The sequence below is a fragment of the Bradyrhizobium sp. WBAH42 genome, assembly GCF_024585265.1.
Classification (GTDB): domain Bacteria; phylum Pseudomonadota; class Alphaproteobacteria; order Rhizobiales; family Xanthobacteraceae; genus Bradyrhizobium.
In genome coordinates, this window is record NZ_CP036533.1 from 5,692,503 (window position 1) to 5,707,945 (window position 15,443).

Sequence of the window (15,443 nt, forward strand, 5' to 3'; positions counted from 1 at the left end):
GGCATGCGAGATGCGCCTATCCATTAACACGTTCGACTTTGGCGACCACCGCCTTCGCGCGCAGCTGGGCCAGGATCGCGCTCAGGTGCTTCAAATCGTAGACTTCGAGATCGATCGTCGTCTCCGTGAAATCGGGCGAGCGGCGCTGCATGCTGATGTTGTCGATGTTGCCGTCGTGCTCGGCGATCACGGTCGCGATCTGCGCCAGCGCGCCGGGCTCGTTGACGTTCTCGACCTTGATGCGGGCGGGGAAGCGCTGCGGCGCGGAGTCCTCGATGTCCCAGCGGACGTCGAGCCAGCGCTCCGGCTCCTCCTCGAAATCCTTCAGGGCCGGTGCCTGGATCGGATAGATCGTGATGCCCTCGCCCGGGGTGACGATGCCGACGATGCGATCGCCGGGGACCGCGCCGCCGTTCGGCGCGAACTTCACCGGAAGGTCGGAATTGATGCCGCGGATGGGGATCGCAACCGGGCTGCGCGCCGGTTCGGAGACCCCCTTCTCCTTGAGCTTGGCGGCAAGCCCCTTCTTGACGCCGTAGCGCGCGATGCGCTCCTCCTTGTAATCAGGGTACATCGCTCGTGCGACATGGGAGGCCTTGATCTCCCCTCGCCCCACCGCCGCCATGACGTCCTCGATCGAAGTGCGCGCGAGCCGCGGCAGCGCGCCTTTGAGCTTGTCGTCGGCGTATTCGATCTTGGCGCGCTCGAACAGGCGCTCGACGATGCGCCGGCCGAGCCCGACATATTGATCGCGCACCGCGGTACGGGTGGCGCGGCGGATCGCGGCGCGCGCCTTGCCGGTGACGGCCAGCGTCTCCCAGGCCGAGGGCGGCGCCGACTGCGCCTCCGAGGTCAGCACCTCGACCTCGTCGCCGTTCTGAAGCTCCGAGGACAGCGGCGCGAACTTGCCGTTGATCTTGCAGCCGACCGCGCTGTTGCCGACGTCGGTATGCACGGCATAGGCAAAGTCGATCACGTTGGCATGGCGCGGCAGCGCGATCAGCTTGCCCTTGGGGGTGAAGCAGAACACCTGGTCGTGGAACAGCTCGAGCTTGGTGTGCTCGAGGAATTCCTCCGGGTTCGCGCTTTCCGAGAGGATGCCGATGGTGTGGCGCAACCAGGCGAAGGCGTTGGACTCGCGCTTGAGGAATTCGGTCGGCGAACCCACACCCTCCTTGTAGAAGACGTGCGCGGCGATGCCGCGCTCGGCGATCTGGTCCATCGCCTCGGTGCGGATCTGGAGCTCGACGCGCTGATTGCCGGGGCCGATCACGGTGGTGTGGATCGAGCGGTAGTCGTTCTGCTTCGGCGTCGAGATGTAGTCCTTGAAGCGCCCCGGCACGACCGGCCAGGTGGTGTGGACGATCCCGAGCGCGCGATAGCAGGCCTCGATGTCGCTGACGACGAGGCGGAAGCCGAAGATGTCGGACAATTGCTCGAAGCCGACCGACTTGCGCTCCATCTTGGTCCAGATCGAGAACGGCTTCTTGCGCCGGCCATAGACCCGCGCCCCCAGACCCCGGTGGCGCAGATTGTTGGAGAGCTGGTCCTCGATCTCGCCGATCAGGTTGCGGTTGCGCTCGGCGAGCGCATCGAGCCGCTGCATCACCACCGAATAGGCTTCGGGATCGAGGGTGCGGAAGGACAGGTCCTCCAGCTCCTCGCGCATCTCCTGCATGCCCATGCGGCCCGCCAGCGGCGCGTAGATGTCGAGCGTCTCCTCGGCGATGCGCCGGCGCGATTCCGTGGGCACGAAATCCAGCGTGCGCATGTTGTGCAGGCGGTCGGCGAGCTTGACCAGAAGCACGCGGACATCGTCGGCAATGGCCAGCAACAATTTGCGCAGGTTCTCGGCCTGCTTGGCTTCGCGCGAGACCAGCTCGAGCCGCTTCAGCTTGGTCAGCCCCTCGACCAGCGCCCCGATTTCGGATCCGAAGATCTGGTCGATCTCGGCCCGCGTCGCCTCGGTGTCCTCGATCGTGTCGTGCAGCAGCGCGGCCACGATGGTGGCGTCGTCGAGCTTGAGGTCGGTGAGAATCGCCGCCACTTCGAGCGGGTGCGAGAAATACGGATCGCCCGAGGCGCGGGTCTGCGAGCCGTGCGCCTTCATGGCGTAGACGTAGGCCCGGTTCAGCAGGTCTTCGTTGGTGTTGGGATTGTAGGACCTGACGCGCTCGACGAGGTCATATTGACGCATCATGCGGGCGCGGGGCCTGGCCGGGCGCGCGACCGGCGCAGTCGGGGCCACGGCAACCGATTCGGTTGCGGCCTGCATCTGCGTGGATCTGCGGCGCCGATATACCATGCCGTCCTGCCTTCAAACGGGCTCGAACCGGCCCGCTGCATACATCCTAACTCCGATCGCGCTCGTGTCCGATCAATTCAGTGACAGGGCAAAGCGCCAACCGCAGCGCTATGGTAACCACGAAAAGGTCAACAAAAGCAAAGGCCCGAACAGCGGTTCGGGCCTTTGATATGATCACAAGAAGAAGATGATCGCGATGGAGGAATTACTCGTCTTCCTCGGGCTGCTCCTCGGGGGGCGCGAGGCCTTCCAGGCCCTTCAGCAGCTCCTCTTCGGTCATGCGCTCCACCGCGACCTCGGTGTCGTCGGCATCGACGCTTGCGCCCGCGGAACCGATCAGCGGCACCGTATCCGGCTCGGGCTCATCCACCTCGACGAACTTCTGGAGCGAGTGGACCAGCTCCTCGCGGAGGTCCTCCGGCGAGATCGTCGTCTCGGCAATTTCACGCAAAGACACAACAGGGTTCTTGTCGTTATCGCGGTCAACCGTTAGTTGTGAACCGGACGAGATCATGCGGGCACGGTGGGCGGCCAGCAGGACCAAGTCAAACCGGTTGTCGACCTTGTCGATACAATCTTCTACGGTGACGCGAGCCATGGACTGTCGCTCCGTTGTGGGTGGGACGAAATATGTGGATGATTGGGGCTAGTTATAGGGGCCGGGACGGTTTCGCAAGGCCATTTTGTGATTTGGCCTCGCCAAACCGCTCTGCTACCCCCACATTGGGGCTGGGACGGGTGGTTTTCCGGGCTGCCGTTGGGGGCGGCGCCGGGTGCATGCAAGTCCGCCATAACTATACCTTGATTGCCCCGACTTCTCCGGATTTGCGGTTTCGACGGATCTCTGCGGCACTCTAGAACTGCGCGGCCCACTGTCGCCGCGCCAACAAAAAACGATCAATCACGAACGCTACGCGAGCAAACTGAATGTCACCTTCTCCTACCAACAAGATCGCGCTCTTCATCGACGGGGCCAATCTCTACGCGACGGCGAAAACCCTCGGCTTCGACATCGACTACAAGCGCCTGCTGAAGGAGTTTCAGAGCCGCGGTACGTTGTTGCGGGCGTTCTATTACACCGCCATCATCGAAGACCAGGAATACTCCTCGATCCGCCCGCTGATCGACTGGCTGGACTATAACGGCTACACCGTCGTCACCAAGGCGACCAAGGAATTCATCGACGCCTCCGGCCGCCGCAAGGTGAAGGGCAACATGGACATCGAGCTCGCCGTGGACGCCATGGAGCTCGCCGAGCACATCGACCAGATGGTGCTGTTCTCGGGTGACGGCGACTTCCGCTCGCTGGTCGAGGCCGTCCAGCGCCGCGGCGTGCGGGTCACGGTGGTCTCCACCATTGCCAGCCAGCCGCCGATGATCGCCGACGAGCTGCGCCGCCAGGCCGACGTCTTCACCGATCTCGTCGAGCTGCAATCCAAGCTCGGCCGCGATCCGTCCGAGCGCCCCGCCCCGCGTGACCGCGGCGAGCGTGGCGAACGTCATCACGCCCCGCAATTCCTCCAGCGCGCGACCACGATGGCGCCGAGGGGCGATGACGACTTCGAGGAGTGAGGCGGCACGGTCCAGCCGCCAGCCTCTCACCGTCGTTCCCGACCGTGACTGCCCGCTCTGTCCGCGCCTGGTCGCCTTTCGCGAGGCGAACCGCGCGCGCGAGCCATCGTGGCACAATGCGCCTGTTGCGCCCTTCGGCGACATCAAGGCCCGCCTCCTGATCGTGGGCCTCGCGCCGGGAATGCAGGGCGCCAACCGCACGGGGCGGCCGTTCACGGGCGACTATGCCGGCGACCTGCTCTACGCCACGCTGATCGAATACGGCTTTGCCAGGGGCACCTATCAGGCGCGCCCGGACGACGGCCTGAAACTCGTCGATTGCCGGATCGCCAATGCAGTGCATTGCGTGCCGCCGCAGAACAAGCCGCTGCCGATCGAGATCAACACCTGCCGCCAGTTCCTCGTGGCCAATCTAGCGACGATGCCGAACCTGCGCGCGATCGTCGCGCTCGGGCGGATTGCGCACGACAGCGTGCTCAAGCCGCTGAACCTGAAGGCCTCACAAGCCCCCTTCGGTCATGGCGCGGTGCATCAGGCCGGCGCGTTCAGGCTCTACGACAGCTATCACTGCTCCCGCTACAACACGAATACCGGCGTGCTGACCCCGGACATGTTCAGATCGGTGTTCGCGAAGGTGAAGGCGGATCTCGACTAGCTATTGGCGGGATTCGCCTTGAGCCAGGCCAGCACGTCGCCGGCGTTCCGATCGGGCGGAAACACGGGATAGAACACGTGTGTGATCCTGGCGTCGTCGATAACAAGCGCGAGGCGCTTGATCAGCGTCAGGCCCGCGACCTCCATGGTCGGCAAGTTCAAGGCGCGCGTCAGCGCCAGCTTCTCGTCCGAGAGCACCGGGAACGGCAGATGCAGGCGCGAAGCCATCTCGATCTGGTAGTCGTTGCTCTGGGTCGAGAGGCCGAACACGTGCGAGGCGCCGGCGGCTTTCAGCTCGGCGTAGAGATCGCGGAATGCGCAGGTCTGGGGCGTGCAGCCGCGCGCTCCCGGGATCATGTCCCAATCGTCGACCAGCGCGATCTTGCCGGGCTCTCCGGTGCGGGGATAGGCGAACACCACGGTGCGGCCGCGCAGCGCCGACAGCGTGACCGATGTATCGTCGGTCGCGAGCAGGCCGATCGGCGGCAACGTCATGCCCTCTAGATGGGCAGCGGCGCCGTCGTCGGAAGGAGCGGGAATCTGGCTCCAGTCGACCTCGAGCAGGTTCCGTTGATTCATCTCGTCATCCCCTCGCCCGCAGCAGCCGGCCCTTCTCCCGGCTCCAGTCGCGCTTCTTCTCCGATTCGCGCTTGTCGTGCAGCTTCTTGCCCTTGGCAACCGCCAGCTGCAGCTTGGCCCGGCCGCGCTCGTTGAAGTAAAGCTTGAGCGGGATCAGTGTCATGCCCTCGCGATCGACCGCGCCGATCAGCTTGTTGATCTGCCGGCGGTGGAGCAGCAGCTTTCGCGGCCGCTTGGGCTCGTGGTTGAAGCGGTTGCCTTGCAGATATTCGGGAATGGTGGCGTTGATCAGCCAGATCTCGCCGTTCTTGGAATCGGCATAGGATTCCGCGATCGTGCTCTTGCCGTTGCGGATCGACTTGACCTCGGTGCCGGTCAGCGCAATGCCCGCCTCGATCGTGTCCTCGATGGCGTAGTTGAAACGCGCCTTGCGATTTTCCGCCATCACCTTGATCGGACGTTCGTTCTTATCGGCCATGACCTACAAAACCTGACGGGCAAACCTGATCGAGATGCGCTCGGATTCTAACAGTTCGGATGAAGTGGGCGCGTCACTTCTTGAGGAGATCGCGGATCTCGGTCAGCAGCTCGACTTCGGCCGACGGCCTTGGCGGAGCGGCGGGCGCCGCCTCCTCCTTGCGCTTCAAGGTGTTCATGGCGCGGATCACCAGGAACAGCACGAAGGCGACGATGATGAAGTTGATCGTCAGCGTCAGGAAGCTGCCGTAAGCAAGGACGGCGCCTTGCTTTTTCGCATCCGCTAAGTTGGTGGCGGTGACCGCCTTCGACAAGGGGATGAAGTAGTTCGAGAAGTCGAGGCCGCCTGTCGCAGCGCCGATGATCGGCATGATGACGTCACCGACCAGCGAGGTGACGATGGCGCCGAAGGCCGCGCCGATGATGACGCCGACCGCGAGGTCGACGACGTTGCCCTTCATGGCGAACTCACGGAACTCCTTGAGCATACGCGCGCCCTTTTCGTCCACGCTCATGAAAGGCCCCCCGAACGGCTATTGCGTCAGTTGATCAGGCCGGCGTGAACCATCGCGCTTTTCACGGCAACGCGGGTCGGCTCGGACACCGGAACCATCGGCAGCCGCAACGTCTCGTCCAGCTTGCCGAGCAGCGACATCGCGTACTTGATCGGCGCCGGATTGCTCTCGATGAAGAGGTTGTTGTGCAGCGGCATCAGCTTGTCGTGGATCGCGAGCGCCGCCTTGGTGTCGCCCTTCTGCCAGGCGGCGTGGAACTCCGAGCACAGGCGCGGCGCGACGTTCGAGGTCACCGAGATGCAGCCATGGCCGCCATGGGCCATGTAGCCGATGATGGTGGCGTCCTCGCCGGAGAGTTGGTTGAAATCCTCGCCCATTGCCGCGCGCTGCTGCGACACACGGACCATGCTGGCGGTGGCATCCTTGACGCCGGCGATGTTCTTCAGCTCCCACAGCCGCTTCATGGTGTCGACCGACATGTCGATCACCGAACGCGGCGGGATGTTGTAGATGATGATCGGAATCCCGATCGCATCGTTGATCGCCTTGAAGTGCTGGTACATCCCTTCCTGGGTCGGCTTGTTGTAATAGGGCGTGACGATCAGCACGGCGTCCGCGCCCGCCTTTTCGGCGTGCTGCGAGAGCTCGATCGCCTCCTTGGTCGAGTTGGAGCCGGCCCCCGCGATGACGGGCACGCGGCCCTTGGCTTCAGCGATGCACCATTCCACGACCTTCTTGTGCTCGTCATGGCTGAGCGTCGGGCTCTCGCCGGTGGTGCCGACCGGAACGAGGCCATTGGTGCCCTCGGAGATCTGCCAGTTGACCAGGGAGCGAAACGCCGCCTCGTCCAGCGCGCCGTTCTTGAACGGGGTGACCAAGGCGGTGAACGACCCTCGGAATTTCGTCTTGGCTGCCATGGACTTCCTCCGTACGCGGCTTTCTTGAGCAAGCCCCCTTCATATCGGGTCTATCCCGCCGGTAAAAGGCCCGCGGTCTGTGCAAGGCTGGGTTTAGGCCGCGATTTTGCCGCGGTGCTGGTGCAAATCGGCCCGAGGTAAGCGGCTGTTGGTATTTTCTCCGCATATTCAAGCAAATTCAGCTAGGTCTTGAGCCACTTCACTGATTCGGGGCGACGAAACGCCGTGACCTCCTTTGCTCCTGCCGCATGGCGATCCCTGGGTATGGCCGTGTGCCTGATGGCTGGGCTGTCGATGGGCTGCGCCGCCCTCGCCAAGTCCAACGAGACGGCCGCGGAAACCAAGGATCCCGCCAAGCCGGCCGCCAAGGACGCGGCGAAGGGCGCGACCAAGGGATCGACCCAGGGATCTACCAAGGAAACAGCGAAGGACACAGCCAAGGGAACCGGCAAGGACGCCGCGAAAGCCGCGAGCAAGGGTGCGTCTGGCACCCCCGCCAAGGACGCCGCGAAGAAGCCCGACGCCGGCAAGAACGCCATCAAGGAACCGGCGAAGGACAAGCCCAACGACAAACCCAAGCCTGCGGCCGCAGCCCCTGCAGCCGCGCCAAAGGCGGCGCCGACTGTGAGCGGCGCGCCGCCCAAGGCAGCCCCCGCCCCGGCCGTGACGGCCACCATCAAACCGACTGCGCCAGCCCCCGCGAGGCCGGCCGCAGCTCCCATGCTGGCGCCTGCAACCCGCCAGCATGCAACGCCGCGCAAGCCGGTCATCCCGGCTGCCGTCGCGGCGACATCGTCGACGTCGCAGTCCGACAAGGACACGCTGGAGAGCGTCATCGAGCTCGTGCGCAAGCGCAAGGCCGGCGACGCCACCAATGCCGCGGCCGGTATCTCCGATCCGGTCGCGCGAAAGCTCGCCGAATGGATCATCCTGCGCAGCGACGACAATGGCGTGACCGTGGAACGCTATCGCGCCTTCCTCTCCGCCAATCCGAGCTGGCCGTCGCAGACCTTCCTGCGCCGGCGCCTCGAGGCCGCGATGTGGGACGACAGGCGCGACGAGACGGTCGCGTGGTCGTGGTTCGAGAACGAGTCGCCCATTTCCGCCAAGGGCCGCTTCACGCTCGCCAAGGCGATGCTCGCCCGCGGCGACCGCGCCAATGCCGAGCGGCTGGTGCGCGAGGCCTGGCGCGGCGACCCGATGTCGGAGGATACCGAGAACAACGCGCTGGACCAGTTCGGCGCCCTGCTCACGCCGGGCGACCAGAAGGCGCGGATGGACAACCTGCTCTACGGCAGCGAGAACGAGGCGGCGCTGCGCGCCGCCAAGCGCCTCGGCGCCGGCTATGTCGCGCTCGCCAAGGCGCGCATCGCCGCGGTCAAGAAGGCGCCGAACGCGCGGGCACTGCTCGATGCGGTGCCGCGCGAGCTGCACAGCGATCCCGGCTTCGTCTTCAGCAAGATCCAGCTCCTGCGTCGCGAGGAGAAGTTCACTGAAGCCGCCCAGCTGATGCTGTCCGCGCCGAAGGATCCGGGTCGCCTCCACAATCTCGACGAATGGTGGATCGAGCGGCGCCTCTTGGCGCGCAAGATGATCGACACCGAGGAATTCCGCAGCGCCTATCTGATCGCGCGCGACGCCGCCCTGCCCTCGCGCGACATCTACAAGACCGAGCAGGAGTTCACCGCCGGGTGGATCGCGCTGCGCTTCCTCAACGACCCCACGACAGCCGCCCAGCACTTCGCCCGCATCGGCGTCGGCAGCGTCAATCCGACCACGCTGGCGCGTGCCGGCTATTGGCAGGGCCGCGCTGCCGAGGCGATGGGCCGCCAGCAGGAGGCGCGCAACGCCTATGCGCGGGCGGCCGAGCAATCGACCAGCTATTACGGCCAGCTCGCGCGCGCAAAGCTCGGCCTGCCGCAGATCGAGCTCAACAACCAGCCGCGCGGGCGCGGCGCCGAGCGGCTCGAGATCGTGCGCGCGGCGCAACTGCTCTACGAGCTCGATGAGCGCGAGCTCGCGGTGCCCATGCTCGCCGACATGGGCGAGAACGGCGATCCCGAGGCGCTTGCCGGCCTCGGCGAGCTGACGCAGCGCTATAGCGATGCGCGCGGCATGCTGCTGCTCGGCAAGGCCGCACTCAACCGCGGCCTGCCGTTCGATTTCTATGCCTACCCCGTCAACGGCATTCCTCAGTTCACGCCGATCGGCCCCGAGGTCGAGCGCAGCATCGTCTATGCGATCGCGCGGCAGGAAAGCGCATTCAACCCGTCGGTGGTGTCGCCGGCGCAGGCCTACGGGCTGATGCAGGTGACGCCCGACGCCGCCCGCTACGTCTGCAAGCGCCATGGCGCAACCTATGACCTGGGACGGCTGAAGAACGATTCGGTCTACAACGCCACGCTCGGCTCGGCGGAGCTGGGCGGACTGCTCGAGGATTATCGCGGCTCCTACATCATGACCTTCGCCGCTTACAATGCCGGCCGCGGCAGCGTGAAGAAATGGGTCGAACGTTACGGCGATCCGCGCGACCCCAAGGTCGACGCCGTCGACTGGGTCGAGCTGATTCCGTTCTCCGAGACGCGCAACTACGTGCAGCGAATCATGGAGAACCTTCAGGTCTACCGCGCCCGCTTCGGCGGCGGCACCCGCCTGCAGATCGAAGCCGATCTGCGCCGCGGCGCCGGAAGCGTGGAATAGCCGCGCTTCCTGCGGCTTGAACCCAACCTACACCTTCCAGGAGTGGAAGGGTCCGAGATGGTATTCTAGCCCGTTCTCGTGCGGTTATCTCTGCTGCCGGAAGCTCCGAAGCCGGCCCCGGGCACACGCGGGCAACGCATTTCACCACGTCCTGGTCATCGGGGCGGAGCGGCCGTGCGGGGCGCCGGAGGGACCGGATTCGCCCGGCTGCGACCAATATGGATTTGCCAGGCACATCGCAGATAGTCCCATAGCCGCGGCCCTGCAGTCCTCCCAAGACAGGAAGCTACAGTAAGTCCTGCTGCTGCCACCCCACTCCCATTTCTGGAGGCAGACCGGGTAACGGGGATCGAGGGGTTCGGCAGCTGCAGGCGCAACAAGTGCGATGACCGTCGCAATCATCGATGGCGCTGTCATGGCCAACATCCGTCCGGTCAAAACCTTCACGCGCTGAAGCTCCAATAGATGCACCCCACCGCAGCTTCTAGATCACTCTAGAATCCACGCAAAGAAAAACCCCGGCAGTTTCCTGCCGGGGTTCGCTGATCAATTCGAAGATCGATCTTAGAAGGTGCGCTGAGCGCGAAGCAGAAGCTGCAGGTTGCCCTGATCCTTCAGCTCGTAGGTGGCTGCCGGCTTCGCAACCGCGGCGTTCGCCGTGGCAGCGCCCGCGATCGTGCCCGAGTACTTCTGGTCGAGCCAGACATAGCTCAGGTCCGCCGTGAAGGCGAGGTTCTTGACCGGGGTCCAGACCACGTTACCGCCGATAACCGCGAGGTTGAAGTCGGGGTTACACGTGGCAGTGGCGGCACCGTAGGCTGCGACGAAGTTCGCGCAGATCAGAGCCTTGCCCGTGTTGCCGTAGCGAAGCGATGCATAGGCACCGTAGATGGCCGACACCCAGTTCGGCGACCAGTTGTGGGTGTAACCACCGCGGAAGCCCCAGGTCTTGACCGTGTCGATCCCGGTACCGGTGCCGAACACGCCATCAGCAATACCAGCAAAGCCGAGGCTCTGATAGGCACCGATGCCACTGCCGCCGTAGATGTAGATGTTCTGCGGGAACAGGCTCTGGAAGTTGTAGCGCGATGCACCATCGGTGTAAACCGCCTGCAAGTTGATCGAGTCACCCGCACCGGTCGGGATGTTCTTGATCGACAAGGCGCCCTGCACGGCCCAGCCCCACTTGTCGTCGGGATGGCCAGTGGGTTCCGTCGTGCCGTAGTAGGCCGTGTGGAGTTCGTGCGCCGCTACCGAGAACTGGGCGAGACCCCAAGCCTGGTCGACACGAACCGCACCGACGATGTCGGGCATACGCGTGCCACCCCAATCGTTGGTGCCGTAGATGCCCTGGATGAAGGCAGCGCCGGCGGCCGAAGCCGAAGTGAAGCCACTGAGACCACCAGCAGTGATGCTGGCGTTATAGAGGTTGGTCTGGCCACCAGCGGCGGTCGTCAGGTCCTGCAACGCCACCGAAGCGGTGATGCCCTGACCGAAATCAGCCGTATAAGCGATCTGGTTCACACCGGTGACGTTGTTGGAGCCGCCCGGAAGGAAGTCGGGACCGCCAGCCGGATAGCTCTGCCACGGTGTGTCGAAGATCGAGACCGTGCGGCCGAAGGTGAAACCAGCGAACTGAATGAACGCATGGTAGAGGCCGAGCGAAGCCGAACCGGTCGAGAACGTCGACGGGTTGCTGCCGGTGACCGCGGTCGTATCCCAAGAGAAAATCGTATCGGCGTAGGTGCGGACCACGCCATACTCGGTCGCCGTGCGGGTATCGACGTTGAAGTCGAAACGAGCGCGGGTCTGATAGTAGTTGTCCAGACGGTTGTTAGCGCCGCCGGGAGCACCCTGACCGATGCCGTAGTCGCTGTTGGTGTTGGCCAGCACGTCGGCGCGAACATAGCCGCCGAGCTTGATGCAGGTGTCGGTACCCGGAATATAGTAGAATCCGGCACCGTACAGGGAGCAGATCTTCACGTATTCGACCGCCTTGGCCTTCACGGGAAGATCGGCTGCCTGAGCTCCGCCAACGGCGAGCAGACCCGCCGCCGAACCGAGCAAAAGGCTCTTAAACTTCATGTTAAACCTCCAAGTTTGCTCTATAGGGAAGGTTCCGGATCCGCTGGGTGACGACACCCTAAGGTTGGTTCCCTTGTCCCTTGTAACCACCGCTTAGCCGCTTCGCGTTTTCGGACACACCCGCTGAAACGCGAGGGACTTAAGCGAACCACCTAGAACGGGACGACCTCGGGATGCCCCCCTCCGTCGCTCAGTCACAATTACTGAAGGTCCTTGCACACACAACAAAAGAACGCTTCGGACCGGGCCTCAAACGCTTGTTTTCCGATGGGTGTTGCACAAATAACACGCAGTTGTGATCAAAGCGCCCGAGCAAGCACTTGAAAACTCAGATGAATTTTTTGGGGTTCCGTTTGCCTTGAAAAATCCCCGGTTCGAACAACGCAGCCCCTCGGCGTCCCTACAACGTCGACTCGCTCCGAACCGGGCGCGCGAATCTTTCGAATCTGGTCCGCGCTCGGTGGGTTGGGGACAATCGGCTGGTCAGTCCGGCCGCTGACTTATTCGCTGATAATGAGCGCGGAACCTGCCGCGGGAACTTCTATGTGACCCGGCGCCAATCCGGCGCGGTACCGCCGGACCATGGCTTCGAAAGCTTCTTCGAGGCTTCGGGTAAGCAAAGGCGTATTGAAGAGCGGCGACGTGAGACGACGCTCTTCCAGAGTTTCTCGAATGCCGCGGAGCCGCTCATGATCGCGAGCCAATTCGATCGCGCGCCCCTCATATTCATCACGAGAATGCGTGATCAGCTCGGGAAGATCGAGGGCATGCAGCAAGCTGGCCGCGACCCGTCCCGCGAAGGCGTCTCCGGCCAGCGTCAGCAGCGGCAGTCCGGCCCAGAGCGCGTCGCTTGCGGTGGTATGGGCGTTATAGGGCACCGTGTCCAAAAACAGATCCGCCAGGCGGTGTCTCGCCAGATGGTCCGCAGTGGAGGCGACGCGCGTTGCAAAGACCAGGCGCTGGGGATCGACGCCGCTCGCCTCGGCCTCTCTTCGCAAATTGGATTTTGCGACATCCTGGAGATCGGAAAGCCAGACGACGGAGCCATCCACCTCCTTCAGGATTCGCATCCAGCTCTGAAACGTCGGCGGATGCAGTTTGTAGGTGTTGTTGAAGCCGCAGAAGACGAAGCCCTCGGCCGGCAATCCCTGCTCTCGCCTGTCGAGCCCGACACGCGAGATTTCACGCCCCTTGGCATCGTGGGGCATGAAGCAGTGCGGCAGCCAGACGACCTTCTCCGAAAAGTGCTTGCGATGCTCGGCAGGGATGCTGCTCTCGTCGGCGATCACATAGTCCAGTAACGCCCCGCCGACGGTGCCGGCGAAGCCGAGATAGCCCGCAAGAACGGGGGCGGGCCGCTGCGCGAAAACACCGAGCCGCGCCCCGAGCGTATGCCCCATCAGATCCACGAGGATGTCGATATTGGCCGCCTTGATGCAGCCGACAATGTCATCATCGCTCCGCCCGTGGAGATCGACGAATTGATCGAAACTTCGCTCCAATCTTGCGCGCAGCTCGCTGTCCTCGGCCGGGCCGATCGAGAAGGCGTGCGTTTCAAACCTGGTGCGATCGTGGGCCTCGAAAAGACCTGCGGCCAGATAGCTCACCGGGTGGGTCCGAAAATCCGCCGACAAGTAACCGACGCGGATCTTGTCAGCCTGCGCCGGGACGCCGTCGATGGCCTTGCGCCCGGCAAGGTTAAGCAGCCTTTCGATCCAGAAATCGGCGCTTCGTCGCTGGTCCTCGGCCAATGCCGCAATCGACAGCAGCGCGAACGGCTGGCAGCCCCCCTTACCCGCACGAATGGATTCGATAAGGCGCCTTGTCTCAGCCTCAAGTTCTGTCCAGTCGCAGCAATTCAGCTTGGAATAGAGCCTCGCGCCCTCTACTCCGGGCAGGTCGCGATCGAGTGTGAGCGCTCTGTCGAACGCCGCGAACGCCTCGTCATGGCGCCGAAGGTCGGCGAAGATATTCCCTCGCCCGAACCAGGCTTCCGCCAGGTCGGACCTGATGGATAGCGCCGTGTCGTAGGCCTCGAGCGCTTCCGCGTGGCGCTTGACGTCTCCGAACACGTTCCCCCGACCGAGCCAAGCTTCGGCCAGGTCCGGCGCAATGGAGAGCGCCTTGTCGAAGGCGGCGAGCGCCTCGTCGCGACGCCGCAGATCCAGAAAGACACTGCCGCGGCCGAGCCAGGCTTCGGCCGAATTGGGCTTGATCGAAAGCGCCGCGTCATAAAGCGCCAGAGCATCATCGCGGCGTTTAAGGCCGGCGAAGACGTTGCCGCGACCAATCATGGCTTCAATCGAATCCGGCTTGATCGTGAGTGCCTTGTCGTAGGCTGCAAGCGCTTCGTCATAGCGCTTGAGATCAGCGTACGCATTGCCCCTGCCAAGCCAGGCGGCCGCGGCTCGCGGCGCGATATCGAGTGCGCGGTCGTAGGATGCGAAGGCATCCGCGTGACGCCTCAGTCCGTACAGGACATTGCCCCGGCCTATCCAGGCCTCCGCCAGATCTGCCCTGATGGAGAGCGCCTTGTCATAGGCATCAAGAGCCTCATCGCGGCGGCTGGATCGAGCCAGTGCCGTGCCGCGGCCGAGCCAGGCTTCCGCCAGGTCGGGCCTGACCGACAGCGCCCGGTCGTAGAAGGTCAACGCCTCGGCGTGCCGTCCGATCTCGAGCAGCGACTTGCCCTTGTTCGCATGGGCGTCGGCGTAGTTCGGGTCCAGGGCAATCGCTCTGTCGAAGTCGGATATCGCCGCCTCGTATTGCTCGAGCACGTTGCAAACCGCGCCGCGGTTATTCCAGCTCTCTCTCACATTGGGATTGAGGCGCAGGGCTCTGGTGAATTGCTCGTGCGCCAGCGCTGGCTTGCCGAGCTGCTTGGCGATCAGCCCGTAATTATAGAAGGAGACATCTGATCCTTGATTGAGCTTGACGGCGCGCGCGATGAACGGCTCGGCCTCGGCAAACCGGTTTGTGTTCATGAGAACGATGGTCAGCAGGTTGAGCGCCGGAACATGCGACGGCTCGAACTTGATGACGCGTCTGAAGCCCTCTTCGGCCTTCCTGAGATCGCGCCCATTCAGGGCCGCGAGAGCCTCATTGAATATTGCTGCGATGTTCCTCATCGACGGAATAGACCCTTTCGCGACGCCCCTCACACCGATGGACCGGCGCCGCGTTCAGCATCGAACCGTGCACATTGCCAATCCTGCGAAGGACGATGTGACGTACTCCACGCCGGCCGGGTTGAACATATGCTCGGCAGTATGATTTCAGCGGGAGGACTCGGATAGGCCCCTCTTCCGGGGTTTGCCACAATCGAGAACAGCGGATTCGAGCTTGTGAAGAGGCTTCCTTGTGTCGATTCGCCAGGCTGCGAGACCGGTTGCCATGGACCATTGTGTAGCGGCGCGATGATCGGCCTGCTTTCGGCGACCCGCCGACCCCGAAGCGAGCGCCTCACACTGGAAAATACCTGCTATTTCAATGGGATATACGTGGCGGAGACGGAGGGATTCGAACCCTCGATAGGCCTTTACAAGCCTATAACGGTTTAGCAAACCGCCGCCTTCAGCCACTCGGCCACGTCTCCAATACGCCGGGTATGCCCGACACGGAGGCGGGCCGCAAGCGGCA

Annotated in this window: 12 protein-coding genes and 1 tRNA gene; 3 read left to right on the plus strand and 10 right to left on the minus strand. The window is 63.8% G+C overall.

Translation table 11 applies throughout. From position 1 onward, the window contains the following. Positions 1-16 precede the first annotated feature (16 nt). Both DCG74_RS26665 and rpoZ read right to left on the minus strand, forming a co-directional pair. Positions 17-2,305: a bifunctional (p)ppGpp synthetase/guanosine-3',5'-bis(diphosphate) 3'-pyrophosphohydrolase gene (locus DCG74_RS26665; protein ID WP_172783424.1), complete on the minus strand. Its 2,289-nt coding sequence runs from the start codon at positions 2,303-2,305 to the stop codon at positions 17-19. A 205-nt stretch (positions 2,306-2,510) separates the two neighbouring features. Further along, positions 2,511-2,903 (minus strand): DNA-directed RNA polymerase subunit omega, encoded by a 393-nt coding sequence (gene rpoZ / locus DCG74_RS26670; RefSeq protein WP_007603391.1) that lies wholly within the window; start codon positions 2,901-2,903, stop codon positions 2,511-2,513. A 329-nt stretch (positions 2,904-3,232) separates the two neighbouring features. On the opposite strand from rpoZ, the gene DCG74_RS26675 reads away from it, so the two are divergent. Next, entirely contained in the window at positions 3,233-3,877 is a 645-nt protein-coding gene (locus DCG74_RS26675; RefSeq protein ID WP_025036724.1) for an NYN domain-containing protein, read from the plus strand. Next, the gene (locus DCG74_RS26680) at positions 3,858-4,532 is read left to right on the plus strand and encodes a uracil-DNA glycosylase (protein ID WP_172783423.1); all 675 of its coding nucleotides are present in this window, start codon (positions 3,858-3,860) and stop codon (positions 4,530-4,532) included. The genes DCG74_RS26675 and DCG74_RS26680 overlap by 20 nt, the downstream gene beginning before the upstream one ends. Here DCG74_RS26680 and DCG74_RS26685 read toward each other — a convergent pair. The 4 genes from DCG74_RS26685 to dapA all read right to left on the minus strand — a co-directional run bounded on the left by DCG74_RS26685 (position 4,529) and on the right by dapA (position 7,019). Further along, entirely contained in the window at positions 4,529-5,110 is a 582-nt protein-coding gene (locus DCG74_RS26685) for a peroxiredoxin (protein ID WP_172783422.1), read from the minus strand. The two genes, DCG74_RS26680 and DCG74_RS26685, sit on opposite strands and share 4 nt — an antisense overlap. A gap of 4 nt (positions 5,111-5,114) precedes the next feature. Continuing rightward, the gene (gene smpB / locus DCG74_RS26690; RefSeq protein ID WP_025036727.1) at positions 5,115-5,588 is read right to left on the minus strand and encodes an SsrA-binding protein SmpB; all 474 of its coding nucleotides are present in this window, start codon (positions 5,586-5,588) and stop codon (positions 5,115-5,117) included. Between the two features lie 73 nt (positions 5,589-5,661). Further along, positions 5,662-6,075: a large conductance mechanosensitive channel protein MscL gene (mscL, locus tag DCG74_RS26695; RefSeq protein WP_172783811.1), complete on the minus strand. Its 414-nt coding sequence runs from the start codon at positions 6,073-6,075 to the stop codon at positions 5,662-5,664. Positions 6,076-6,128: 53 nt separating this feature from the next. Further along, complete coding sequence (dapA, locus tag DCG74_RS26700; RefSeq protein WP_172783421.1) at positions 6,129-7,019, minus strand: 4-hydroxy-tetrahydrodipicolinate synthase; 891 nt, start codon at positions 7,017-7,019, stop codon at positions 6,129-6,131. Between the two features lie 279 nt (positions 7,020-7,298). Between dapA and DCG74_RS26705 the strand changes: the two genes are divergently transcribed. Continuing rightward, positions 7,299-9,719: a lytic transglycosylase domain-containing protein gene (locus tag DCG74_RS26705; RefSeq protein ID WP_172783420.1), complete on the plus strand. Its 2,421-nt coding sequence runs from the start codon at positions 7,299-7,301 to the stop codon at positions 9,717-9,719. 141 nt (positions 9,720-9,860) lie between these two features. Here DCG74_RS26705 and DCG74_RS26710 read toward each other — a convergent pair whose 3' ends face one another. From DCG74_RS26710 to DCG74_RS26725, 4 genes are all read right to left on the minus strand, one after another. Then, complete coding sequence (locus DCG74_RS26710; protein ID WP_306558285.1) at positions 9,861-10,145, minus strand: DUF3551 domain-containing protein; 285 nt, start codon at positions 10,143-10,145, stop codon at positions 9,861-9,863. A 138-nt stretch (positions 10,146-10,283) separates the two neighbouring features. Next, the gene (locus DCG74_RS26715; protein WP_172783418.1) at positions 10,284-11,804 is read right to left on the minus strand and encodes a porin; all 1,521 of its coding nucleotides are present in this window, start codon (positions 11,802-11,804) and stop codon (positions 10,284-10,286) included. A gap of 500 nt (positions 11,805-12,304) precedes the next feature. Next, a complete protein-coding gene (locus tag DCG74_RS26720; protein WP_172783417.1) occupies positions 12,305-14,932 on the minus strand; it encodes a tetratricopeptide repeat protein in 2,628 nt (875 codons plus the stop codon). A 373-nt stretch (positions 14,933-15,305) separates the two neighbouring features. Then, a tRNA-Ser gene (locus tag DCG74_RS26725) sits at positions 15,306-15,399 on the minus strand. Positions 15,400-15,443 lie beyond the last annotated feature (44 nt).

Bases quoted from the DNA above. Each gene is read 5' to 3' on its own strand.
- mscL (WP_172783811.1), bottom strand. From the start codon at position 6,075: ATGCTCAAGGAGTTCCGTGAGTTCGCCATGAAGGGCAACGTCGTCGAC.
- DCG74_RS26680 (WP_172783423.1), top strand. From the start codon at position 3,858: ATGACGACTTCGAGGAGTGAGGCGGCACGGTCCAGCCGCCAGCCTCTC.
- DCG74_RS26710 (WP_306558285.1), bottom strand. From the start codon at position 10,145: ATGTTGGCCATGACAGCGCCATCGATGATTGCGACGGTCATCGCACTT.
- DCG74_RS26705 (WP_172783420.1), top strand. From the start codon at position 7,299: ATGGCTGGGCTGTCGATGGGCTGCGCCGCCCTCGCCAAGTCCAACGAG.
- DCG74_RS26675 (WP_025036724.1), top strand. From the start codon at position 3,233: ATGTCACCTTCTCCTACCAACAAGATCGCGCTCTTCATCGACGGGGCC.
- DCG74_RS26685 (WP_172783422.1), bottom strand. From the start codon at position 5,110: ATGAATCAACGGAACCTGCTCGAGGTCGACTGGAGCCAGATTCCCGCT.
- rpoZ (WP_007603391.1), bottom strand. From the start codon at position 2,903: ATGGCTCGCGTCACCGTAGAAGATTGTATCGACAAGGTCGACAACCGG.
- DCG74_RS26715 (WP_172783418.1), bottom strand. From the start codon at position 11,804: ATGAAGTTTAAGAGCCTTTTGCTCGGTTCGGCGGCGGGTCTGCTCGCC.
- DCG74_RS26720 (WP_172783417.1), bottom strand. From the start codon at position 14,932: ATGAGGAACATCGCAGCAATATTCAATGAGGCTCTCGCGGCCCTGAAT.
- dapA (WP_172783421.1), bottom strand. From the start codon at position 7,019: ATGGCAGCCAAGACGAAATTCCGAGGGTCGTTCACCGCCTTGGTCACC.
- DCG74_RS26665 (WP_172783424.1), bottom strand. From the start codon at position 2,305: ATGGTATATCGGCGCCGCAGATCCACGCAGATGCAGGCCGCAACCGAA.
- smpB (WP_025036727.1), bottom strand. From the start codon at position 5,588: ATGGCCGATAAGAACGAACGTCCGATCAAGGTGATGGCGGAAAATCGC.